Source organism: Streptomyces sp. NBC_00569, assembly GCF_036345255.1.
Lineage (GTDB): Bacteria > Actinomycetota > Actinomycetes > Streptomycetales > Streptomycetaceae > Streptomyces.
The window spans coordinates 1377442-1397479 of record NZ_CP107783.1 but is presented as its reverse complement, the minus strand read 5'-3'; the positions used below and the strand labels follow the sequence as shown (position 1 = coordinate 1397479).

Here is a 20038-nt window from a genome sequence, read left to right as displayed (position 1 = left end):
AACGGTCCCGGTAATGGACGTATTCCGCGCGCGTACCCGTGTGGCCCCGACGCACACCTGCGACCACACTGGGGCCCATGACGGATGAGAACACATACGACGTGGTGGTTCTGGGCGCCGGGCCGGTCGGGGAGAACGTCGCGGACCGGGCCCGCGCGGCGGGCCTCAGTGCCGCGGTGGTGGAGAGCGAACTGGTCGGGGGCGAGTGCTCCTACTGGGCGTGCATGCCGAGCAAGGCCCTGCTGCGCCCGGTCATCGCCCAGGCCGACGCGAGGCGCCTGCCGGGCCTGCGGGAGTCCGTGCAGGGTCCTCTGGACGCGCCCGCCGTCCTCGCTCGCCGTGATGAGTACACCTCGCACTGGAAGGACGACGGCCAGGTGAGCTGGCTGGAGTCCATCGGCGCCGACCTCTACCGGGGCAAGGGGCGTATCACGGGCATCCGCCGGGTCACCGTCATCGGGCCCGACGGCACCGAGCACGTCCTCACGGCCCGCCACGCCGTCGCGGTCTGCACGGGCACACGCGCCGCGCTCCCCGACCTCCCCGGCCTGGCCGACGTCGAGCCGTGGACGAGCCGCGAGGCCACCAGCGCGCAGAAGGTGCCGGGCCGCCTCGTCGTCGTGGGCGGCGGAGTCGTCGCCGCGGAGATGGCCACGGCCTGGCAGGCCCTCGGCTCGCAGGTCACGATGCTCGTACGCGGGTCGGGGCTGCTGTCCCGGATGGAGCCCTTCGCCGGTGAGCTGGTCATGCAGGCCCTCGCCGAGGCGGGCGCGGACGTGCGGACCGGCGTCTCCGTCAAGGAAGTCACCCGGGAGGGCGGCACCGTCGTCACCACCCTGGACGACGGATCGACCCTGGAGTCCGACGAGATCCTCTTCGCCACGGGCCGCGCGCCCCGCACGGAGGACATCGGCCTGGAGACCGTCGGCCTCGAACCCGGCTCATGGCTCCCCGTCGACGACAGTCTCCGCGTCGAGGGCAGCACCTGGCTGTACGCGGTCGGGGACGTGAACCGTCGCGCGCTCCTCACCCACCAGGGCAAGTACCAGGCACGGATCGCGGGCGCGGCCATCGCCGCCCGCGCCCAGGGCGTCCCGCTCCTGGAGACGGACCGCTGGGGCGCCCACGCGGCGACCGCCGACCACTCCGCCGTCCCGCAGGTCGTCTTCACCGACCCCGAGGCGGGCTCGGCGGGGCTCACCCTCGCGGAGGCCGAGGCGGCGGGCCACCGCGTCCGCGCCGTCGACTACGACATCGCCTCGGTGGCGGGCGCCGGCCTGTACGGCGACGACTACCGGGGCCGCGCCCGCATGATCGTCGACCTCGACCGCGAGGTCCTCCTGGGCGTCACCTTCGTCGGTCCGGGCGTCGGCGAACTCGTCCACTCGGCGACGGTCGCCGTCGCGGGCGAGGTCCCGATCGACCGTCTGTGGCACGTGGTCCCGTCGTATCCGACGGTGAGCGAGGTGTGGCTGAGGCTGCTGGAGACGTATCGTGGCTGAGGGATGTCCCTCTGCGCGTGGCTGTCCGGGCGAGACACGATGCCCCCCGCCCGGACAGTCTCACCCCGGGGTCAGGACGCGGAGAGTTCGCGGCGGACCGTACGGGCCGCCGCGACCAGGTTCTCCAGGGAGGCGCGGGTCTCGGGCCGGCCGCGGGTCTTCAGCCCGCAGTCGGGGTTGACCCAGAGCCGCTCGGCGGGGATCGCCTCAAGTCCCTTGCGCAGCAGGGCCGCTGCCTCACCGGCGCCGGGCAGCGCGCGGCTGTCCGGCGCGAGCCCGTCCCGCACCGCGGGCACCGTGCGAGAAGGGGCCGCCGTCTGCATTCGGGGGCCGTGGTAGCTTTCCAAGGCCAGTCGAACTCATGCCCGTCTGCCCCGCATTGCGGGAGCTCGGACAGGTATGTGTCAGGGAATCCGGTGCGAATCCGGAGCTGACGCGCAGCGGTGAGGGTGACGGGCGGGGCATCGGCCACTGGACCGCACGCGGTCCGGGAAGGCGCACCGTCCGCGGGATCCCGAGTCCGAAGACCTGCTGGCAGCCTTCGCGGGCTCCGGTCGGGGCGGCGGGGGAGACCGTGCGACCGGGCTCCGCGCATGAGCCCTCGACATCGAGGAAGTCCCCGTGCCCTTCGCGCACCCCGCCACGTGCAGTGGCTCCGTTCGCCTCATACCCCGTGCCGCGCTCTGTCTCGCCGCGACGCTCGTCCTGGCCGCCTGCGGAGGTGGTGGATCCGCCCGCACACCCGCGACCCAGGGGAGCGCCGCCGGCTATCCGGTCGTCCTCGACAACTGCGGTACGCGGGTCGAGGTGAAGGCGGCGCCCAGGCGCGCCGTCTCCCTCGACCAGGGCTCGACCGAGATCATGCTCGCCCTCGGCCTCGGTGACCGCATGGCCGGCACGGGGACCTGGACGGACCCCGTGATGAAGGGGCTGGAGAAGGAGAACGCGAAGGTCGAGCGGCTCGCCGACCGCTATCCGTCCTTCGAGAAGGTCCTGGACGCCGAACCCGACTTCGTCGCCGCCTCGTTCGGCGCGACTCTGAGCAAGGGCGGAGTGGCGCCACGGGATCAGTTCGCGAAGCTGGGCGTACCGGCGTACCTCTCGCCCTCCGACTGCGCCGGCAAGGACAACAGTGGTGGCGGCGACGGTGCCCGTACCAAGACCCTCGGCATGGAGACCGTCTACGGCGAAGTCCGCGACCTCGCCGCCGTCTTCGATGTGCGTGAACGGGGTGAGCGGCTCGTCTCCGCACTCAAGGCCCGCGTGAGGAAGGCGACCGGCGGCATCGACGCCTCCCGGACGACCCTGCTGTACTGGTTCGCCAACTCCGACTCCCCTTATATGGCGGGCTGTTGCGGCGCGCCCGGCGTCATCACCCGTGAGGTGGGGGCGAAGAACGTCTTCGACGACACCCGCGACGAATGGCCCCAGATCAACTGGGAGACGGTCGCGGACCGGGACCCGGACGTCCTCGTCATCGGCGATCTCACGCGCCGCTCACAGACCGCCGAATCCGCCGCCAAGAAGATCGAGTTCCTCGAGTCCGACCCTGTGACCAAGAACATGACCGCCGTGAGGAAGAAGCGGTACGTGCTGCTCAGCGGGCAGGCCATGAACCCGACCATCCGTACCGTGGAAGGCGTGGAGCAAGTCGCCGCGAAACTGCGGGCGTTCGGCCTCGCCGGATGAGCGTGGAAGCGTCGCCCCCACCCTCTCAGGCGTCGTCCCCTGAGACGGCGCCCGAGGCGTCCCCTGAGGCGGCGCCTTCACCCGCCACCCCGAAGCGGCTTCTCACGGTGCGCGGCGTGCTCGCCTGGCCGACCGGTTTCGCGGTGCTCATGGCGTCCGTGGCGCTGGCCATCACCATCGGCCCGGCCGACATCGGGATGACCGATGTCTGGTCGGCCGTTGCCGCCCATCTAGGCGTGGGCGAACCGGAGTTGACTCCCATTCGCGACGGCATCGTGTGGAACCTGCGGCTGCCGCGCACCCTGCTGGCCGCCGTGTGCGGCGCGGGGCTCGCGGTGTGCGGCGCCGTGATGCAGTCGCTGCTGCGCAACCCGCTCGCCGACCCCTTCGTCCTCGGTGTCTCCTCAGGCGCCTCGACCGGCGCGGTCCTTGTCGTCGTACTCGGCGTCGGCGGCGGCGCCCTGTCGGTCTCGGCCGGCGCCTTCCTCGGCGCGGTCGTCTCCTTCGCGCTGGTGCTGGCGCTCAGCCAGGTCCTCGGCGGCTCCACCGACCGTGTGGTGCTGTCCGGGGTGGCCGCCATGCAGCTGTTCTCTTCGCTCACGTCCGTCGTCGTGCTGACCGCGGCGGATGCCGAGACGACGCGCGGTGTCCTGTTCTGGCTGCTCGGCTCGCTCAGTGGGGCGGGCTGGACCGATGTGCGGATGTGCCTGGCACTGCTCGTGGCGGCGCTCGTCATCTGCGTCGCGCACGCCCGTACGCTCGACGCCTTCGCGTTCGGACAGGACGCCGCCGCGTCGCTCGGCGTGAACGTGGCCCGCACCCGCCTGGTCCTGCTGTGCACGACCGCCCTGCTCACGGCGGCACTGGTCAGCTCGGCCGGCGCGATCGGCTTCGTCGGCCTGGTGCTGCCGCATGCGGCGCGGGCCCTAGCCGGTCCGCTTCACGCTCGGCTGCTGCCGGTGACCGCGCTGGCCGGCGCGGTCTTCCTCGTGTGGGTCGACACGCTCGCCCGTACCGTCCTCGACCCGCAGGAGGTGCCGGTCGGTGTGGTGACCTCGCTGATCGGCGTACCGGCCTTCGTCCTCGTCCTGTACCGCACCCGGAGCCTGCGCCGATGACCGTCCCGACGATGCGCACCACCACCGCCGACGGGCTGCGGGCCGACCGGGTCCGCCGCGAAACCGGCGGACACCTCATCCTGGACGGCGTGAGCGTGCACCCGGCGCCCGGAGGCATCACGGGCCTCATCGGACCCAACGGCTCGGGCAAGACCACGCTCCTGCGCCTGCTCGCGGGCATCCTCACCCCCCAGGCCGGAGTGGTGACCCTGGACGGCTCACCGCTGAGCGCCGTCCGCCGCAGGGACTTCGCGCGCCGCGTCGCCGTGGTCGAGCAACAGGCCGACACGCAGGTCGAGTTGACCGTCGAGGACGTCGTGCGTCTGGGGCGCGTCCCCCATCGCAAGGCATGGATGCCACCGTCGGCACAGGACGAGGAGGCCGTACGTTCCGCGCTCGCCCGCACCGATCTCACCGACCGGGCCCACCGGCACTGGCACACCCTCTCCGGCGGTGAGCGCCAGCGCGTCCAGATCGCCCGTGCCCTCGCGCAACGACCACGCGAACTCCTTCTGGACGAGCCGACCAACCACCTGGACATCCAGCACCAGTTGGACCTCCTCGACCTGCTCGCGGAACTCCGGCTCACCAGCGTCATCGCCCTGCACGACCTCAACCTGGCCGCGATGTACTGCGACCAGCTCGTCGTCCTCCGGCAGGGGCGGGTGATCGCTGCCGGCGCGCCCTGTGACGTACTCACCGAAGAGCTCATAGCGCGGGTCTACGGAGTGCGCGCGACCGTTTTCCCGGCCACCACCGAGCAGGGGGAGGCCCCGTACATCCGGTTCCTGAGAACGCCCGCTCCCTGAGGCGGCACTGCCGTACCGCACGCAAGGCTTCGTGGGCAGCGACCATGACCAAGATCACGGCGGGCGGCCCGGTCTTGGCCGTGCGCCCCTTACGCGGTACGGTCTGACCGATATTGACGATGGCAACGCGGAAGCCGGTGGGAATCCGGCACGGTCGCGCCACTGTGAGACGAGCCACTCGCCCGGACGGGCGGGGACCTCGCGAGTCAGACCCGCAGCTGTCGTACTTGTGCACCACCGAGATGGGACGCGAACTCCCAGAGGAGGTCCTGCCATGGCGCAGACCGTCGCTCAGCCGACAGCCACCACCCCCGTTCTTCCCGCAGCGCTGCCCCTGAAGGCGATTGCCCCTTGGGCAGCCTTCTTCGGCATCCTGATGCTGGTCCTGCTCTACTTCGTCGGCGCCGAACAGGGCGCCACCGCCGTCGTCTCCGGCGAGAGCGTTCATGAATGGGTGCACGACGCCCGCCACCTGCTCGGCTTCCCCTGCCACTGACGAGGGACGCCACAAAGCTCATGAACTCCGCAACAGTGAGAAACCTCCTCGTACGGGGCATGCTCGCCGGCCTGGGTGCCGGTCTGCTCGCCCTCGTCGTCGCCTACCTCCTCGGCGAACCCAGCGTCGACAGCGCCATCGGCTACGAGGAGGCCCACGCACCCGCGCACCACCACGAGGTCGAACTCGTCAGCCGCAGCCTGCAGTCCACCGCGGGCCTCGCCACCGGCATCCTGCTCTACGGCGTCGCCTTCGGCGGCATGGCCGCCCTCGCGTACTGCTTCGCGCTCGGCCGCGTCGGCCGCTTCACCCCACGGGCCACGGCCCTCCTGCTCTCCGGCACGGCCCTGCTCGCCGTGTATGTCGTGCCGTTCCTGAAGTACCCCGCCAACCCGCCGTCCGTCGGCGATCCCGGCACCATCAGCAAACGCACGACGCTGTACTTCCTGATGATGCTGCTCAGCGTGCTCCTCGCCGTCGCCGCGGTGATCATCGGCAAACGGCTCGTTCCCCGCCTGGGCACCTGGTACGCCACTGTGGCGGCGGTCGGGTTCTTCGTCCTCGCGATCGGGCTCGCGTACGCCTTCCTGCCGGTCGTCAACGAGGTGCCGAAGGACTTCCCCGCAGCGCTGCTGTGGCGGTTCCGCACCTCGGCCCTCGCCATCCAGCTCACTCTGTGGACCGGATTCGGCCTGATCTTCGGCGAGTTGGCGCAGCGTCAGCTCGCTCCGCGCGCCGGGGCCGTCCCATCCGGCGCCGCAACTCCCGTACCCCACTGAGAGAACCGCGCCACAGGACCCAGGCAGGCGATCAAGCGCAGAGGGCCGCCGGAACCTTCCGGTCGGCCCTCTCGCTTTCTTCCGAGGGCGGAGACCCGCGTGGCCAGACACCCCCAACCGCGCCACATCACACTCGGCGGCCGCGAGGCGGTCGCGCTGACCCTGGAGGAGTACGAGCAACTGATCGCCAGCAGACGGCAGATCGGCGGCCAGAGTGCTCGTGTACGCGTCCTGGCGCAGCGCGTGAAGGAGAGTGAGGAGCTGCTGCGGGAGATCGAGGCGCTGGTCGGCTGCCCGTCGCACGGCTGCCACGGCCCGCGCGACCGAAGGGGGAGTGCGGGCCGTGGCGGCGAGGCACGCGAACCTGCGGGAGCGACGGACACCGACTGTCTGCGGTGTGCGCTCGCGGCACTGCTCCTGCGCCATCGGGAGTCAACAGGCCTTCCACCGGGGGCAGTTGGCGAGGAATGCTGTTCACCGTCGAACCAGTAGAGGGTGAGGCGCCCAGTACGGGTCAGCCCCCGGCGCCGTCCTCCGACGGGCCCAGCGCCCGCCCGAGCCGAAGGTTCCAGCGCCCGGAGCGACCGCTGACGTCGGTCGCCGTCAGGGGCGGTACGTCGAGCCGCCAGAACGCCGGGCCGGGCACGTCGAGGATCTTGACGGCCACAGCCCGCACGACCTCCGGCTCCACCACGGCGAGCGTCCGTCCGTCGAACTCCGCCGACGACTCCAGCCAGCGCGCGACCCGTTCGCACAGGCCACGTATGGACTCCCCGCCGTGCGGCGCGGCGCCGAGGTCGGAGAGCCAGAGCGCGATGCCGGCCGGGTCCTCGGCGCTCACCTCGGCGAGGGTCAGGCCCCGCCAACGGCCCACGTCGAGCCCGGCCAGCTCCGGTGTCTCGAGGGCATCGAGGCCGAGGGCCTCCGCTGTCTCCCGGCAGCGCACGGTGGGGGACACCGACAGCCGGTCGGCCGCGAGAAGGCCGCCGGCCGCCGCCCGCGCACGCGCCGCGGCGCTCGGGTCGAGCGAGCACCCGTCGTCGAACCGGGCCTCCCGCAGAGCCCGGCTCATCGCGGCAGAGATCAAGGTGACGCGGCTGGTCACGGGTTGAGCCCTCTCCTTGATGTACGGGGCGACGCGCCAGGCCCGCGCGTCCACCCCCTCGTCGCGCTCGGCGCGCCTACGGACGCGTATCGCGTTCCTTCTTGACGGCGCGCAGGACGACGAACTTCGGGTCGCTGGCGATGAGTTCACTGTTGCCGAACAGGCGCCGCAGCTTCACGTGGTAGCCGAGGTGGCGGTTGCCGATGACCCACAGCTCACCGCCCGGACGCAGCGCGTCCCGCGCGTCGGAGAACATGCGCATGGCCGTGGCGGCTGTCGTCGCCTGGTGGGAGTGGAACGGCGGATTGTTGAGGACGAGGTCCGCACTGCCCGCGGGAAGTTCCGCGAGACCGTCGCCCACGAGGAACTCCGCCCTCGCCTCGGGGTGTTCAGAGGGGTCGATGTTCGCCCGGTAGGTCGCCTCGGCCGACGCGACCGCCTGGAACGACTCGTCCGTGAACACGATCTCCGCGCGCGGGTTCTCCAGCGCCATGGCCGTACCGACGACGCCGTTGCCGCAGCCCAGGTCCACGACGCGCTCGGCGCCCTCGCTGCGGGGCAGGTGCTGGAGCAGGAAACGGGTGCCGATGTCGAGGCGCTCCGCGCAGAACACACCGGCGTGGTTGGTGACGGTCCGGCCCGACACGGGGCCGACCCCGTCCGGCAGAGCGTAGGTGTGCGGCCACGGGTTCCGCGGCCGGGCGAGCGCCGGGTACGGCGTCGTGAAGATGAGCCGCGCCTTCTTCTCGGCGAGGGACGTCCGGGTCGGGCCGACGATCCGTTCGAACAGCTTCAGCGTCGAGGTGTGGATCTCCTTGACCATGCCGGTCCCGACCACCACGGTCTCGCCGTGGAGGGCGGGCGCTATGCGGTGCAGCTGGTCCTCCAGGAGCGCCAGGCTCTTGGGGACGCGTACGAGCAGCACGTCCACGCGCTCCGGCGGGGTGTCCTGGGTGGTCAGCAGCCGTACCGCGTTCTCGTCGAAGCCGGCCCGGTCGAGGTTGGCGCGGGTCGCGCGCTGCCCCAGGTACGAGTCGGAGATCGCGGTCGGCCGTTCGCAGTGCCCGGCCAGGGCCGTGGCGAGGGCGCCCCACCGGTCGCCGATCACGACCACCGACCCCGACAGATCGGCGGCGCTGTCGGCGAGATGCCGCAGCAGGTACTCGTCCGCGGCATCCCATGCGCGCAGCGTGTCGCGGGGATCCTCGGGGAAGCGGGCGAGGTCGAACTCGCCCCATGACGTCTCGAAACGGTTGCTCATCGTCCCGCAAGGCTAGCGGAGGCGCAGATCACCAGGGCCGCGGGCGGGGCCGTAGCGCGGCCGGACCGGGGCCGACCGGCCCAGCGGCCGGCCCCGGCCGTACGGCTCCGGCATTCCGGGCGGTACGGCTCAGGCGTCTCCGGCCGTACGGTCAGGCGTTCCCGCGCGGCTCACGGGTCCCCGCCTGTGTACAGCTCACGCGTCCCCCCGTGTATCGCTCCCGCGTCCCCGCCCCTGTACCGCTCAGGCGTCGCCGAAGTCGCCCGCGAACGCGGCCGCCATCCGCAGATGCGGTCCCGCTTCCTCGTGACGGCCCTGGCGCTCCAGGGTGCGGCCCAGCATCAGACGGGCGTAGTGCTCGACCGGATCACGCTCGACGACCATGCGCAGCTCCGCCTCGGCGCGGCCCAGCTGAGCCGAGTGATAGTACGCGCGGGCCAGCAGCAGCCGCGCGGCCACCTGCTCGGGGATCTCGGCGACCAGATCGTCGAGGATCTGCGCCGCGAGCGTGTACTCCTTGGCGTCGAAGAACTTCCGCGCGCGCTCCCAGCGCTCCGCCGGGGTGCCCTGCGTGTAGTAGTTGGTCGTTTTCACCACTGGTGCCTCCTCGACCGCTCTCAACGGCACGGACCCGGCGCATATTCCGTCCTGCCGAGCGCGCGGGTCCACCCGTACGCGTGCCTGACGGGACGGCCTGGACGGGTCTAGGTTGTGAGCCATGAGCAATCTTGATCGCGAGGCGGAGCCGACCATGTGCGGCGGCCGGGGTTTCGTCGTGGCGGAGCCCGTACGTGAACTCCTCTCCCCCCGGCGCGTGAAGCTCGGCGAGTCCACCGAGGTCCGCAGGCTGCTTCCGAACCTCGGCCGCCGCATGGTCGGCGCCTGGGCCTTCGTCGATCACTACGGGCCCGACGACATCGCCGACGAACCCGGTATGCAGGTGCCGCCCCACCCCCACATGGGTCTGCAGACGGTGAGCTGGCTGCACGAGGGGGAGGTCCTGCACCGCGACTCCACAGGCAGCCTCCAGACGATCAGACCCCGCGAGCTGGGACTCATGACGTCCGGGCGTGCCATCAGCCACTCGGAGGAGAGCCCGCGCCCGCACGCCCGCCTTCTGCACGGCGCGCAGCTGTGGGTCGCCCTGCCGGACAGTCACCGCCACACGGAGCCCCGCTTCGAGCACCACGCGGACCTGCCCGAGGTCACGGCCCCCGGCCTGAGCGCGACCCTGATCCTCGGCGAGCTCGACGGCGCCGCGTCGCCCGGCGCGACGTACACGCCCATCGTCGGAGCGGACATCAGTCTCACGCGCGGCGCTGATCTCAGCGTCCCGCTCGAGCCGGACTTCGAGTACGCGGTCCTGTCCATGTCGGGCGAGGCTCACGTCGACGGCGTCCCGGTCCTGCCCGGCTCCATGCTCTACCTGGGCTGCGGCCGCACCGAACTCCCCCTGCGCGCCGAGTCGGACGCGTCCCTGATGCTCCTCGGCGGCGAGCCGTTCGACGAGGAGCTGATCATGTGGTGGAACTTCATCGGCAGATCGCAGGACGATATCAGTCAGGCCCGGGAGGACTGGATGGGTGGGTCGAGATTTGGGGAAGTGAAGGGGTACGACGGGGGTCCGTTGGCTGCGCCCGAGCTGCCGCCTGTGCCGCTTAAACCCCGGGGCCGGGTGCGTTGAATTGCCTCTTTGCAGCGTGACCTATGTGGGGTCGGGCTCACGGGGAAGTCGACCCGCCCGGCTTCCCTTCACCGCGATCGCAAACGCTGTTCGGGGACTGTGACTCCACGTTCGCGAGTCACAGGTTTCGTCACCCGTGGGCAGCTGTCATCAGACTTATGCTGACCCAATGCTGACTTTCCTGGCGCCGCATCAGGTTCCTGTCGGCACAGAGAACCGGGTCGACGCCCGACCATCTGAGCTCCCGTTTCAGGGCCCTGGCCGGGTGTCCCAACGCAGGGCGCAGGCGCTCATCCCCATGAAGCGCGATTCCTTGCGGAGCCTTGCCGACTTAATGGGGTGTTTGTGCGGTTCCCACAGATCGCTGCATCTCCATTCCGTTCCGTCGGCACTCTTCACGAATGGCACTTGTACCAGGTGAGGTCTTCCCAGGCGGCGATGATGTCGGTCTCGTACTGAGCGATGATCTGTTGCGGGGCGCGGCCGGTGTGACGGGCGAAGTAATTGACGCTGATGGTCGCCCAACTCGCCACCATGTGGAACTCCGAGTAATTCCCTACCAACAGCACCGCCTTTCCCGCTTACTGGCTCTAACAAAAGCTGTTGATCATGTGACTGTTGGCTTGTCGGGTCGTTGGTCTGTTCATGGGGAAACGTCAGCCGCGGCCGTGGATCGTGTCGGACGAACTGTGGTCGCTCATCGCACCGCTACTACCCAAGCCGGGCCCGAAGCTAGTCGAGGGCCGACCGCGGGTACCGGATCGGCAAGCGTTCTGCGGGATCCTGTTCGTCCTGCACACTGGCATCCAATGGGAGTACCTGCCGCAGGAGTTGGGCTTCGGATCAGGCATGACCTGCTGGCGGCGCCTGGCTGCCTGGAACGAGGCCGGCGTGTGGGACCAGCTCCACGCGGTGCTGCTGAAGGAACTGCGGTCGAAGAACCAGCTGGACTGGTCTCGGGCGGTGATCGACTCTTCCCACGTCCGGGCGGCCCGGCGGGGCCCAAAAGCGGTCCCAGTCCGGTCGACCGCGCACGACCGGGCAGCAAGCACCATGTCATCACAGACGGGCAGGGCATCCCGCTCGCGGTGTCGCTGACCGGTGGAAACCGCAACGACGTCACGCAGTTGCTGCCCCTGCTCGACAAGATCCCTGCCATCGGCGGCGGCGTCGTCGGCCGGCCACGGCATCGGCCCGACCTGCTCTTCGCTGACCGCGGCTACGACCACGACAAATACCGGCGTCTCGTGCGGGCGCGTGGCATCCGCCCTGTGATCGCCGAGCGCGGTCAGCCGCACGGCACCGGTCTGGGAGTCTTCCGTTGGGTCGTCGAGCGGACGATCTCCTGGCTCCACGGCTTCCGCCGCCTGCGCATCCGCTGGGAAAGACGCGACGACATCCATGAAGCCTTCCTCGGCATCGCCACCTGCCTCATCACCCACCGCCACGTTCAACGCCTTTGTTAGGGCCTCTTAACCGCTGAACCAGATGCACGGACCAAGTTGGACGGTTGAGTCCGGGGGGCGCTGGCTATACGGCCCCCGACTGATACCTCCAGACGCCATGCTCCAGCCCACCCTATTTCCCTGGAAGTACGGCGGCTTTCTCGCACTCAGCTCGTAGTTGCTCGTAGCGGAGGCTCGGGATGCCGGCATCCACGGTTGGTCGCCCCGGCAGGCTATTTCGACGAGACCGAGCGGTAGGGGATGCCGGTAGCGCCCACCGCGGCCGCTCTGGTCGTCGTGGTGGCTGCGTCGCCGAGTCAGTGGCTGACGCCTGTCTGCGTTTACCCCTGCTCGACCTCGGCCACTCCCGCCTCCGCAGTGTGGCGAAGGGGGGCGAGGGCTCCGTGAGATCGTCCGACTCCGTGGTGGGTGCACTCGCAAGTAGTCGATCATGGTCGGGGTTTCCCGGGGTACCTGTCTCTCCACGACGTTCACTGACGGACGAGGAGATTCAGTGGTGACACGCGAGCCCGACAGCGTGAACAGGTGCGCGTCCCAGGACCAGTTGCGCACCCCCGCCCGTGGCGGGGGCGATCGCCTGAGCGTGCTGGTGGTCGCCCTCGCGCTGATCGGGGCTGTGTTCTGCGCCGGCCTGCTGCTCTTCGTGCGCTTCGCCCACTGGGCCGGGGCGCATCCGTTCGCGGGAACCCTCCTGATCGTGCTTGCTGTTCCGGTGCTCTACGTGGCGCTGCGGGCGATGCCCCGGACACGCGAGCTGCGCCGGGCCGCCCGCGCCGGCATGGCCGAGGCCGACCGTGAGTTGGGGGTGTGTCCAGCCGGTGCGTCGGGCGCGGTGCGAGCGGTCGAGCCAGACGACGCGTCCACACCCAGCCTGCGGGCCTCGGATGTGGTGCACGACGGGCTGACAGTCGAACTCCAGCATCGTCGCGCCGATTTCGGGTAGCAGGACCGTCGGCTTCGAGGGGGCGTCGCGGCTGCCGGTGGCGCCGTGTTGCCCCGAAGCCCCGCCGGACGGCGACGAGGCGATCGGCGTACAAGCAGCCTGACGTAGCGCAGGGTGAAATAGCTGGGGATCTTCCTGATGAAGGCTGCATTCGCGCGACGTTGGGAGTCCTTGGCCTGGGTAAGCCAGATGTTGAGGTGGGACTGCGTGATGCCGGGGAGCTCGATCGTCAATATCAGAGATTAATCATTGGCCTTTTCGTATGCTTCCTTAACGGAAGCAGGAACTCGACCCCGGTCATTCACCGCAAGGCCGTTTTCCTTGGCCCAAGCCCGGATCTGGGCCGTGTCCGAGTGGGCGGAGGGTCCTACGGCTCGACGCTTACCCTTCGTGCCGGCAGTGGTGACGCTGCCACGTACTCGACGGGCCCCTTCGGCACTCAAGTAGGGGTGCAGAACTTCCAACAGGCGATCGTGGTTCTCCGTGGAGAGGTCAATTTCGACCCCAGCCCCGTCGATGAGGATGGTGTGGGTACCGATCTCTTCGGCTTCTTCACCTGTGAGGTCGTCCGTATAAGTGATTACTTCTCGTTGAGCCATGCGCTGATTGTAGGGCTAGGGTCTGCGCCGCCCCTCTTCACTCCGAACAGGGGCGGCCCTCGGGCTCAGCTTCGGCAGAATGGAGGTATCAAGCCATGGTTCACACTTTCATGGCTACCCTGACCGAATCACCGCTCACTTCTTTGATTTCAGCGGCCGCCGGGCGACCTTTGGTTTTGTCCGTGTGATGCGGATGATCGTGACGGTAACAGTGACGGTGTCCGCCGTGCCGTGCGTCGTGACCAGGGGGGTGAGGGACGCGCGGGTCCGGTCGTGGACGGTGCGGGCGACGTCTATGGCTCGGTGTCCCTCGGCCAGGACGCAGCGCACCTCCACTTGCCAGCCGGAGCCGTCTGGGTCATGGACGACACGGATGCCCGACAGCGGCGAGGCGAACCTGCTGGCTGCCGCGCCTGCAGTTGCGCGTGAGGCGGCTCGGGCGAGACGGCTCGCGAGGGTGGGCTGCAGGGCGAGGACCCCACTGACCGCGAGGGCGGCCTCAGCGGCGGTCTGGCGAATGTCGGCAGGGTGACACGCGGTCATGGGGTGCCGCCCGGTCCACTACGGGTGGTGTCTGCGCGGTTCGGCGATACGGGTGCATGGTGCACGTCGATGACCGTGACGTCCACTGCTGTCACTCCCAGGCCCAGGGCGTGGTCGGCGGCATCTAGCACCGAGCGGCGCACCAGGTCGGCCGTCTCGGGCAGGGGGCGTTCCAGGCCGACAGCCAGGGTGATGCTCACACTTACGCCGGTGCCCTGGTCGGCTCGGGTGAGGCAGCAGCTGGCGGCGATGACGCCGGGTATCGCGTCTGCTGCGCGCCGTAGCACGGTGGCCGCGGTGTGTTCGGCGATCTGCAAGGTGCGCGTGGGGTCGTTCAGAGGCAGCATCGACCCCAGTCGTACCTCGTCCCGGACGCTGTCCATGACGCGGGCGATGAGGTTCTGGGTGCTGGGCTTCTTCTGTTCCCGCAGGGCCTGCGTAGCTGTGTCCAGCGCGGCCAGTCCTTCGACGGCGTCGCGACAGTAGGGGCAGTCGGCGAGGTGAGGGTCGGCGGGCGGACCGGCGTCCCGGGCCTGTTCCCAGGCGTGACTAAGGGTGCGCCCGCAGGTGAGCACTTCGTCTCCGGTATGACGGCGGACCTCGTCGAGAGGTGAGCCGTCTGGCGAGCGGGGTTGGCGTCCGAGCTCCGGAGGCCCGGTGGGATGGTCGTCTAGCGCCATGGGCCCAGTGCCTCCTTCAGGGATCGGCGTGCTCGGTACAGTCTCCCGCGGACCGTCTGCTCGGAGGTGCCGGTCACGTGGGCGATCTGTTCGTAGGGCAGGCCGTGCAGTTCCCGCAGGATCCAGCAGACCCGCTGCTGCGGTTCCAGCGCGCCGAGCGCGTTGACCAGGGCTTCGGTGAGGGCGTCCTGTTCGGCTGCCCGCGCGGGCGAGCCACGCGTACCGGGGGCGGCGGGTTCGGCCACCGAGTCCAACGGTACCGGTGCCGGCCGGCGGCGCAGGGAGTTCAGGCAGCGGTTGACGGTGATGCGGTACATCCAAGTGCTGAACGCCGAGGCGTGGCGGAATTCGGGAAGGCTCCTCCAGGCGCTGATGAACGCGTCCTGCACGGCGTCCTCGGCGTCTTGAACGTTGCCCAGCGTGTGGGAGGCCAGGGCGAGCAGGGGACGGCTGTGGCGCCGCACCAGGATGGCGAAGGCTTCCTCGTCGCCTTCACCGGCGCGTGTCGCCAGCAGGTCGTCCGGCGCGGTGAGCAGTCCGTCGGCCGTGCCCGGGTCAGGGGGGTCCGGGGGTGGGCCGGGGCAGGCCGCTCGGCGCGGGGAAGGGCCGGCGCTGTGCGTCATGACCGCACCTCCTCCCTGCGGTGTTGTGCCCGGCCTGAGGGATGTGATGCCGGTTCGTGGAAATGTGTGACGATTTGCCTGTCGGGTGTGTCCCATCCTTGACGGGCATCGTGCCGGTGCCCGCAGCGACTGATCGAGGCGACTGCCATGACGGACACCACCGACCGTCCCTCCACCGGACAGGACGGCTCTCCCGGGACGGCGACCATGCTGAAGGGGCCGACTGGCGCGGGCACATCCCCCGAAACGCGGGGCAAGACCACCATCGCCGACGGCGTCGTGACCAAGATCGCGGGGACGGCTGCCCGCGAGGTACCCGGTGTCCACAACCTCGGCGCGGGCATGACCCGTGCGTTCGGAGCCGTGCGCGAACGCGTCCCCGGCGCAGACGCCGGTGGCGTCGGCCGCGGCGTGAAAGTCGAGGTGGGCGAACGCCAGGCCGCACTCGACATCGATGTCGTCGTCGAGTACGGCTACCCCATCGTCGATGTGGCAGCAGAGGTCCGCGTCAACGTCATCTCCGCCGTGGAACGCATGACCGGCCTGGAGGTCATCGAGGTGAACCTCGTCATCGACGACGTAAACCTGCCCGACGACGAAGACGACACCGAACCGGCCGAAGGCCGCGTCCAATGACTTCCGGCAGCGGGCGGAGTTCCTCTTCGATCGAACACCGGCGTGAGACAGGTGCGTGAGTGATGAATACAGCAACAGTGGGTCTGGCAGCCGGAATGGCACTGGGATTCGCCGGCTACTTCGGCGGTTTCTGGGCCTTCCTCCTGGTAGCGGTCCTGGGCGCGGTGGGCTTGGTCGTCGGTCTCGTCCTGCAGGGCGACGCCGACGTGTTCACCCGGCGGCAGCGAGACCTGTCCACCCGGCGGCAACAGTGAGCACCACCACCCGCAGCGACGGATCAGCTGAGAGCCCCCACGGCGGGTACGACGCCGAGAATCCTCTGCCGCCTGCCGAGCGCGGCGCGACAGTGATACCCGACCGGGTCGTGGCCCGCATCGCCGCACGGGTGGCGAGCACAGCCCTGCACCGGCTCACCCACCCGTCACATGCGCATGCGGCGCTGACTGCATCCGGCGTTCGCACGACCACGTACGACGGGACGGCACAGCTGGCGCTGACGGTGGACCTTCCCTACCCCACTGACATCGCCGCCACCTGCGGGCAACTGCAGCGTGAGGTCGCCGAACGGGTGGCCCAACTGACCGGCCTGGACATCAGCGAGGTGATGCTGACCGTGCGGCGTCTGGTCGTCGCGGGCCGGTCGGCTCGCGTCCGCTGATCTCGCTCACCGCCGCAGCGCTGCCCTACAGGCCGACCATCAGCCCTGCCGATCCTCACACCAACGACGAAGGACGGCCACCATGACCCTCCCATCCGGGCCCGCCCCGCCTGCTCACGATGAGCAGACGCCCTCGGCCAAGGAGGCTGCTGAGACAGGCCAGCCTGACATCCGCGCTCCCGCGACGAGCCACCCGCTGCCGTATGACGGCTGGGGGGCGAGGTCGCCCCGACTGTGGTCCGCACGCCGCATCCCGGCCGCCCTGGTCGCCCTGGTGACGCTCTGTGCCGCCGGGGTGCTGCTGTACGACGTGATCGCAGTGCGCGCCGGACATCGGGCCGGGGCATGGCGCATCCGCCTCGCCCACGAGCTGGCCACGCGCCCGGTCGACGACCCTTGGCTGCTGGTCGCGGGCGCCGTCGCCGTCATCCTCGGCCTGTGGCTGCTCATCCTCGGCCTCACCCCCGGCCTGCGCCGGCTGCTGCCGCTTCGGGCACCCGATGGCTGTTCCGACATGGGGGCCTGGCTGGACCGCAGGGGTGCCGCCCTGGTGTTGCGCGACGCCGCGATGCGCGTCCCCGGCATCAGCGGTGCCCGGGTCCGGGTCGGACGCCGCCGCGTCACGACCCGCGCGGACGTCCGCTTCCGCGACCCCGCCACCGTCCGCGACGACCTCATCCAGGCCTTGCAGGACCAGTGCCGTCAGCTCGCTGTGGCGCACACCCCGCGGCTGGCGATCCGCCTACGACACCGCACTCGTTGACCTCACCCCGGGAGCGCGCCATGAACGGCCGATCCACACTCAACCGTCTCCTCATGGCCCTCAGTGGCCTGGTGCTGCTGGGCGGCGGTCTGCTGATCCTCACCGCAGGCCTCGACCTCTACCGCCAGCTTCACCTGGCCGCGCCCGCCGGCTGGCCCCTGACCACGCCTCACGACGTCCTACTCAGCAACGCCGACCGCATCGGGTGGAGCGACCAGGGCTGGTGGTGGTGGCCCGCCGTCATCGCCGGCCTGGTTCTGGCCGCCGTTTTCGCCCTGCTCTGGCTGCTCGCGCAGCTGCGCCGCCGTCGCCCCGCTTCAGTGCACCTGGGCGGCACGCCTCCACCAGAAAGCGTCGAACTGCGGGGCCGCGCCCTCAGTAATGTGGTCACCGCCGAAGCGCGTGCCCTGCCCGGCGTCGAGCAGGCGAGCGCCCATGTCACCGGACGGGCGGCGCGCCCCTGCCTCCACGTGGCCCTCACGCTGACGGATCACGGCACGCCCGCCCCCGTCCTACAGGCGCTGTGCCACGGCCCCGTGGCACGTGTACGCGACTGCACCGGGTTGACCCACCTGCCCACCCGGGCACGGCTGGACGTGGGAAGGCACAAGGCGCGCCGCGCCGAGTAAGGCGCGATCATCGGGTGCAGCGAAGGCCCGCGGATGGGTGGCTCTCCCATCCACGGGCCCCGGCTACCAATAGTGGCGTCGTCCTGCGACGGCGTGGCCCATGGCGCCCAGGATCCACAGAATGGCGCCGATGACGAGCACGATGATGCCGATGGTCCACAGGATCGAGAGGCCGGTCAAGAACCCGACAACCAGCAGAATCACTCCGAGAATGATCATGGCGTCCTCCAATGAGGCATGGTGCTATCTCAACTGTGAACCTTCCAGGCCAGGAGGGAAAGCGGGGCTGGCAGAGCCGGCTGAAGGCCCGCCGCGTTGCTGCTTCACTTCGTGGTGGCGCCTTCGGGTGAGCTGCCCGCCCAAGGCCTGACGGGCGCACTCCACAGGCCGGGTCCAGGGCCGTCCGCGCTGCAGTTGTCATGGGAGCCGGTGAATGCGCGGCGGCGATCGGAGCCCATTTGGCTGGCAGCAGCGGTCTGCTCACTGTGAATACCTCCGGAAGCAGGCAGAGCGGCTGCCGCCACCGTCGGTCAGCGAGACGGTCTCTCCCTTGGGCACCTCTCAGCGTCATCTGTGTGCCCGATATGACCGCTCCAGCCGTGGATGGGAGAATTGGACACCACCCGCAAGGCGTGTGCAGGCACCCGCACAGGACAGGCAGGTAGAGGTCATGCCCAAGCAGCCGAAGCCGTCCGAGCCCTCACACGGAGAGGGGCCGAGTCGACACAAGGGCACTCAGCACGGCTGGTCGCCGGATGTGGACGAGACTCGTCAACAAGAGAATCCGAGCGCCCACCGTTCCTTCCACCCGAAGGAACACGCCCCCGAGAAGGGGCCTGGCAGGAAAGTCTCCAAGGAAGAATCGAAAAGCGTCCCAGGCAACACCGCCAAGAGCACCGGCCGCCGCGGCGAACAGCAGAGCAAGGGCTCAGGCGAAAAGGGTATGCACGACACCGGTCGCAGAGGCCGCTCGCAGCGTCCCAGCGGAACCAGGGACGCCTCCGCGTCGAGTGGGGTGGACCCCCAGGACCCACCCGGCACACGCAGGGAAAGCTAGGAAGCTCGACGAACTGGTCGTGATCTTCGTAGGAGCGCGGAGCGCATGACGTGCCGCACACAGCGTTTGTGGTGGCGTGGCAGCCGTCTCGGACGATTTGATGAAGAAGCAGCAGGCGACTGACAAGGCGCACGCTCGCGGGCGTTGCAGGAACGGTTCGGCTCGCCCATGAGCAGGGCGTGCACGTTCTGCTGCAGTGTATGATGCACGGTCAGATCACCGATGAGTTCGGCACGCCGCAGCCCAAGAGAGCGTGTTGGTCCGCTGCTTCAGCGGAGGATGTGTTCGCCCACGTGTTAGGGGCGATGATGACGCTGTCGTAGCCCGGGAGGGTTTTGGGTGCCAGCGGGGCGGCGCCTTGGAGCTCCGCGTGCGTCAGGTGCTGCAGCTGTCGTGCGCTCGCGCGGTAGAAGCGTTGCTGGGTGGGGCGTCCGAAGGCCGCGAATCCGGCGTGGATCAGGGGGTTGGCCAGCGGCGCTCGCCGCGAGTAGCCGCAAATACAGAACTCCACCGCGCCGGTCCGCAGTCGCTTGACGACTTCGTAGGTGAGTTCCCCCTGTTCCAGGTGGCCTTGCAGCGTCTGATAAGACCAGCCCCACACGCGCGATTCCGACCCGCCACAGCCGCGCGTCTCATCGATCACGAAGGTCACTCGTACGCCCATGTCGAAGCGGAGCCCGGCGAACCGGCCTTCCAGGAGCATGTCGCGGCCCAGCAGTGTGTCGTCGGCGCTGTAGATGGCGCGCAGAATGGCCGGATCAGCGAACTGGTAGTCGCGGACCAGGCGGCAGGCGATCTCCCAGGCCCCGCCCTGTTGCGGGTCGCCGGCGGGTTCGCAGGCGATCGGGTGGCGCAGGGAGTCGAGGCTCCAGCACGACTCCCGGGTGGGGAGGCTGCGACTCTCGGGCAGAGGCTCGTAGTTGACCTGACGGTCGGCCAATTCACGCAGGTGGGCCACGGCCTTCGCTCGGTGGAGCCGTCGCTCGCGCAGCATGTGT

General features: G+C 69.8%; 25 protein-coding genes, 2 pseudogenes and 2 riboswitches. Of the genes and pseudogenes, 16 read left to right on the top strand and 11 right to left on the bottom strand.

The features are described 5' to 3' along the window. Nucleotides 1-77 precede the first annotated feature (77 nt). A complete protein-coding gene (locus tag OHO83_RS06540; protein ID WP_266677956.1) occupies nucleotides 78-1502 on the top strand; it encodes a dihydrolipoyl dehydrogenase family protein in 1425 nt (474 codons plus the stop codon). A 71-nt stretch (nucleotides 1503-1573) separates the two neighbouring features. Here OHO83_RS06540 and OHO83_RS46900 read toward each other — a convergent pair. Then, nucleotides 1574-1753, bottom strand: a pseudogene (locus tag OHO83_RS46900) (2-hydroxypropyl-CoM lyase); the annotation flags it as partial. A 101-nt stretch (nucleotides 1754-1854) separates the two neighbouring features. Next, nucleotides 1855-2052: riboswitch (cobalamin riboswitch) on the top strand. A gap of 71 nt (nucleotides 2053-2123) precedes the next feature. Here OHO83_RS46900 and OHO83_RS06530 point away from each other — a divergent pair. The 6 genes from OHO83_RS06530 (at nucleotide 2124) to OHO83_RS06505 (ending at nucleotide 6885) form a co-directional block, all read left to right on the top strand. Further along, nucleotides 2124-3191 (top strand): ABC transporter substrate-binding protein, encoded by a 1068-nt coding sequence (locus OHO83_RS06530; protein WP_266677958.1) that lies wholly within the window; start codon nucleotides 2124-2126, stop codon nucleotides 3189-3191. Between the two features lie 149 nt (nucleotides 3192-3340). After that, complete coding sequence (locus tag OHO83_RS06525; protein ID WP_266680168.1) at nucleotides 3341-4309, top strand: FecCD family ABC transporter permease; 969 nt, start codon at nucleotides 3341-3343, stop codon at nucleotides 4307-4309. Next, nucleotides 4306-5118: an ABC transporter ATP-binding protein gene (locus OHO83_RS06520; RefSeq protein WP_266677959.1), complete on the top strand. Its 813-nt coding sequence runs from the start codon at nucleotides 4306-4308 to the stop codon at nucleotides 5116-5118. Before OHO83_RS06525 ends, OHO83_RS06520 begins: the two co-directional genes overlap by 4 nt. Nucleotides 5119-5209: 91 nt before the next feature. After that, nucleotides 5210-5354: riboswitch (cobalamin riboswitch) on the top strand. 38 nt (nucleotides 5355-5392) lie between these two features. Beyond that, a complete protein-coding gene (locus tag OHO83_RS06515) occupies nucleotides 5393-5614 on the top strand; it encodes a CbtB domain-containing protein (protein WP_266677960.1) in 222 nt (73 codons plus the stop codon). Between the two features lie 20 nt (nucleotides 5615-5634). After that, complete coding sequence (locus OHO83_RS06510; RefSeq protein WP_266677961.1) at nucleotides 5635-6393, top strand: CbtA family protein; 759 nt, start codon at nucleotides 5635-5637, stop codon at nucleotides 6391-6393. Nucleotides 6394-6492: 99 nt separating this feature from the next. Next, nucleotides 6493-6885 carry a hypothetical protein gene (locus OHO83_RS06505; protein ID WP_266677962.1) on the top strand — a complete coding sequence of 131 codons (393 nt, stop codon included), beginning with the start codon at nucleotides 6493-6495 and terminating at the stop codon, nucleotides 6883-6885. Between the two features lie 22 nt (nucleotides 6886-6907). Here OHO83_RS06505 and OHO83_RS06500 read toward each other — a convergent pair whose 3' ends face one another. The 3 genes from OHO83_RS06500 to OHO83_RS06490 form a co-directional block, all read right to left on the bottom strand. Further along, complete coding sequence (locus OHO83_RS06500) at nucleotides 6908-7498, bottom strand: histidine phosphatase family protein (protein ID WP_266677963.1); 591 nt, start codon at nucleotides 7496-7498, stop codon at nucleotides 6908-6910. Nucleotides 7499-7574: 76 nt separating this feature from the next. After that, nucleotides 7575-8759, bottom strand: coding sequence for a methyltransferase (locus tag OHO83_RS06495; RefSeq protein ID WP_266677965.1), 1185 nt, complete (start codon nucleotides 8757-8759; stop codon nucleotides 7575-7577). A gap of 243 nt (nucleotides 8760-9002) precedes the next feature. Beyond that, complete coding sequence (locus tag OHO83_RS06490; RefSeq protein ID WP_266677967.1) at nucleotides 9003-9353, bottom strand: tetratricopeptide repeat protein; 351 nt, start codon at nucleotides 9351-9353, stop codon at nucleotides 9003-9005. Between the two features lie 124 nt (nucleotides 9354-9477). Between OHO83_RS06490 and OHO83_RS06485 the strand changes: the two genes are divergently transcribed. Then, nucleotides 9478-10443, top strand: coding sequence for a pirin family protein (locus OHO83_RS06485; RefSeq protein WP_266677968.1), 966 nt, complete (start codon nucleotides 9478-9480; stop codon nucleotides 10441-10443). 395 nt (nucleotides 10444-10838) lie between these two features. On the opposite strand, the gene OHO83_RS06480 is transcribed toward OHO83_RS06485, so the two are convergent. Then, nucleotides 10839-11012, bottom strand: coding sequence for a hypothetical protein (locus OHO83_RS06480; protein WP_266677969.1), 174 nt, complete (start codon nucleotides 11010-11012; stop codon nucleotides 10839-10841). 76 nt (nucleotides 11013-11088) lie between these two features. Here OHO83_RS06480 and OHO83_RS06475 point away from each other — a divergent pair. Next, nucleotides 11089-11909 (top strand): annotated as a pseudogene (locus OHO83_RS06475) (IS5 family transposase). Nucleotides 11910-12405: 496 nt separating this feature from the next. After that, nucleotides 12406-12852, top strand: a complete 447-nt coding sequence (locus OHO83_RS06470; RefSeq protein WP_266677972.1) for a hypothetical protein — start codon at nucleotides 12406-12408, stop codon at nucleotides 12850-12852. A 242-nt stretch (nucleotides 12853-13094) separates the two neighbouring features. Here the strand turns inward: OHO83_RS06470 and OHO83_RS06465 are convergent, their stop codons facing one another. The 4 genes from OHO83_RS06465 to OHO83_RS06450 all read right to left on the bottom strand — a co-directional run bounded on the left by OHO83_RS06465 (nucleotide 13095) and on the right by OHO83_RS06450 (nucleotide 15297). Next, nucleotides 13095-13451, bottom strand: a complete 357-nt coding sequence (locus OHO83_RS06465; protein WP_266677974.1) for a histone-like nucleoid-structuring protein Lsr2 — start codon at nucleotides 13449-13451, stop codon at nucleotides 13095-13097. Between the two features lie 135 nt (nucleotides 13452-13586). Further along, entirely contained in the window at nucleotides 13587-13994 is a 408-nt protein-coding gene (locus tag OHO83_RS06460; RefSeq protein ID WP_266677976.1) for a hypothetical protein, read from the bottom strand. Continuing rightward, nucleotides 13991-14674 (bottom strand): Asp23/Gls24 family envelope stress response protein, encoded by a 684-nt coding sequence (locus tag OHO83_RS06455; protein ID WP_266677978.1) that lies wholly within the window; start codon nucleotides 14672-14674, stop codon nucleotides 13991-13993. The genes OHO83_RS06460 and OHO83_RS06455 overlap by 4 nt, the downstream gene beginning before the upstream one ends. Next, nucleotides 14665-15297 carry an RNA polymerase sigma factor gene (locus OHO83_RS06450; RefSeq protein WP_266677980.1) on the bottom strand — a complete coding sequence of 211 codons (633 nt, stop codon included), beginning with the start codon at nucleotides 15295-15297 and terminating at the stop codon, nucleotides 14665-14667. The genes OHO83_RS06455 and OHO83_RS06450 overlap by 10 nt, the downstream gene beginning before the upstream one ends. Before the next feature lie 147 nt (nucleotides 15298-15444). On the opposite strand from OHO83_RS06450, the gene OHO83_RS06445 reads away from it, so the two are divergent. The 5 genes from OHO83_RS06445 (at nucleotide 15445) to OHO83_RS06425 (ending at nucleotide 17983) form a co-directional block, all read left to right on the top strand. Then, the gene (locus OHO83_RS06445; protein WP_266677982.1) at nucleotides 15445-15933 is read left to right on the top strand and encodes an Asp23/Gls24 family envelope stress response protein; all 489 of its coding nucleotides are present in this window, start codon (nucleotides 15445-15447) and stop codon (nucleotides 15931-15933) included. A 62-nt stretch (nucleotides 15934-15995) separates the two neighbouring features. Further along, complete coding sequence (locus OHO83_RS06440; RefSeq protein WP_266677984.1) at nucleotides 15996-16187, top strand: hypothetical protein; 192 nt, start codon at nucleotides 15996-15998, stop codon at nucleotides 16185-16187. Further along, nucleotides 16184-16591, top strand: coding sequence for a hypothetical protein (locus OHO83_RS06435; RefSeq protein ID WP_266677985.1), 408 nt, complete (start codon nucleotides 16184-16186; stop codon nucleotides 16589-16591). The genes OHO83_RS06440 and OHO83_RS06435 overlap by 4 nt, the downstream gene beginning before the upstream one ends. 82 nt (nucleotides 16592-16673) lie before the next feature. Further along, nucleotides 16674-17354, top strand: a complete 681-nt coding sequence (locus tag OHO83_RS06430) for a DUF6286 domain-containing protein (protein ID WP_266677986.1) — start codon at nucleotides 16674-16676, stop codon at nucleotides 17352-17354. 20 nt (nucleotides 17355-17374) lie between these two features. Then, nucleotides 17375-17983 (top strand): alkaline shock response membrane anchor protein AmaP, encoded by a 609-nt coding sequence (locus OHO83_RS06425; RefSeq protein ID WP_266677988.1) that lies wholly within the window; start codon nucleotides 17375-17377, stop codon nucleotides 17981-17983. A gap of 63 nt (nucleotides 17984-18046) precedes the next feature. On the opposite strand, the gene OHO83_RS06420 is transcribed toward OHO83_RS06425, so the two are convergent. Further along, entirely contained in the window at nucleotides 18047-18202 is a 156-nt protein-coding gene (locus OHO83_RS06420) for a DUF6131 family protein (protein WP_199841846.1), read from the bottom strand. Between the two features lie 451 nt (nucleotides 18203-18653). On the opposite strand from OHO83_RS06420, the gene OHO83_RS06415 reads away from it, so the two are divergent. After that, nucleotides 18654-19040, top strand: coding sequence for a hypothetical protein (locus OHO83_RS06415; RefSeq protein ID WP_266677990.1), 387 nt, complete (start codon nucleotides 18654-18656; stop codon nucleotides 19038-19040). A gap of 211 nt (nucleotides 19041-19251) precedes the next feature. On the opposite strand, the gene OHO83_RS06410 is transcribed toward OHO83_RS06415, so the two are convergent. Then, on the bottom strand, nucleotides 19252-20034 hold the full coding sequence (locus OHO83_RS06410; RefSeq protein ID WP_330278857.1) for a DUF1990 family protein: 783 nt from the start codon (nucleotides 20032-20034) through the stop codon (nucleotides 19252-19254). Nucleotides 20035-20038: the final 4 nt, after the last annotated feature.

Excerpts from the sequence above, each read along its gene's own strand:
- OHO83_RS06540 (WP_266677956.1), top strand. The coding sequence starts at position 78 with ATGACGGATGAGAACACATACGACGTGGTGGTTCTGGGCGCCGGGCCG.
- OHO83_RS06525 (WP_266680168.1), top strand. The coding sequence starts at position 3,341 with ATGGCGTCCGTGGCGCTGGCCATCACCATCGGCCCGGCCGACATCGGG.
- OHO83_RS06520 (WP_266677959.1), top strand. The coding sequence starts at position 4,306 with ATGACCGTCCCGACGATGCGCACCACCACCGCCGACGGGCTGCGGGCC.
- OHO83_RS06515 (WP_266677960.1), top strand. The coding sequence starts at position 5,393 with ATGGCGCAGACCGTCGCTCAGCCGACAGCCACCACCCCCGTTCTTCCC.
- OHO83_RS06510 (WP_266677961.1), top strand. The coding sequence starts at position 5,635 with ATGAACTCCGCAACAGTGAGAAACCTCCTCGTACGGGGCATGCTCGCC.
- OHO83_RS06495 (WP_266677965.1), bottom strand. The coding sequence starts at position 8,759 with ATGAGCAACCGTTTCGAGACGTCATGGGGCGAGTTCGACCTCGCCCGC.
- OHO83_RS06485 (WP_266677968.1), top strand. The coding sequence starts at position 9,478 with ATGAGCAATCTTGATCGCGAGGCGGAGCCGACCATGTGCGGCGGCCGG.
- OHO83_RS06465 (WP_266677974.1), bottom strand. The coding sequence starts at position 13,451 with ATGGCTCAACGAGAAGTAATCACTTATACGGACGACCTCACAGGTGAA.
- OHO83_RS06460 (WP_266677976.1), bottom strand. The coding sequence starts at position 13,994 with ATGACCGCGTGTCACCCTGCCGACATTCGCCAGACCGCCGCTGAGGCC.
- OHO83_RS06455 (WP_266677978.1), bottom strand. The coding sequence starts at position 14,674 with ATGGCGCTAGACGACCATCCCACCGGGCCTCCGGAGCTCGGACGCCAA.
- OHO83_RS06450 (WP_266677980.1), bottom strand. The coding sequence starts at position 15,297 with ATGACGCACAGCGCCGGCCCTTCCCCGCGCCGAGCGGCCTGCCCCGGC.
- OHO83_RS06445 (WP_266677982.1), top strand. The coding sequence starts at position 15,445 with ATGACGGACACCACCGACCGTCCCTCCACCGGACAGGACGGCTCTCCC.
- OHO83_RS06440 (WP_266677984.1), top strand. The coding sequence starts at position 15,996 with ATGAATACAGCAACAGTGGGTCTGGCAGCCGGAATGGCACTGGGATTC.
- OHO83_RS06430 (WP_266677986.1), top strand. The coding sequence starts at position 16,674 with ATGACCCTCCCATCCGGGCCCGCCCCGCCTGCTCACGATGAGCAGACG.
- OHO83_RS06425 (WP_266677988.1), top strand. The coding sequence starts at position 17,375 with ATGAACGGCCGATCCACACTCAACCGTCTCCTCATGGCCCTCAGTGGC.
- OHO83_RS06420 (WP_199841846.1), bottom strand. The coding sequence starts at position 18,202 with ATGATCATTCTCGGAGTGATTCTGCTGGTTGTCGGGTTCTTGACCGGC.
- OHO83_RS06415 (WP_266677990.1), top strand. The coding sequence starts at position 18,654 with ATGCCCAAGCAGCCGAAGCCGTCCGAGCCCTCACACGGAGAGGGGCCG.
- OHO83_RS06410 (WP_330278857.1), bottom strand. The coding sequence starts at position 20,034 with ATGCTGCGCGAGCGACGGCTCCACCGAGCGAAGGCCGTGGCCCACCTG.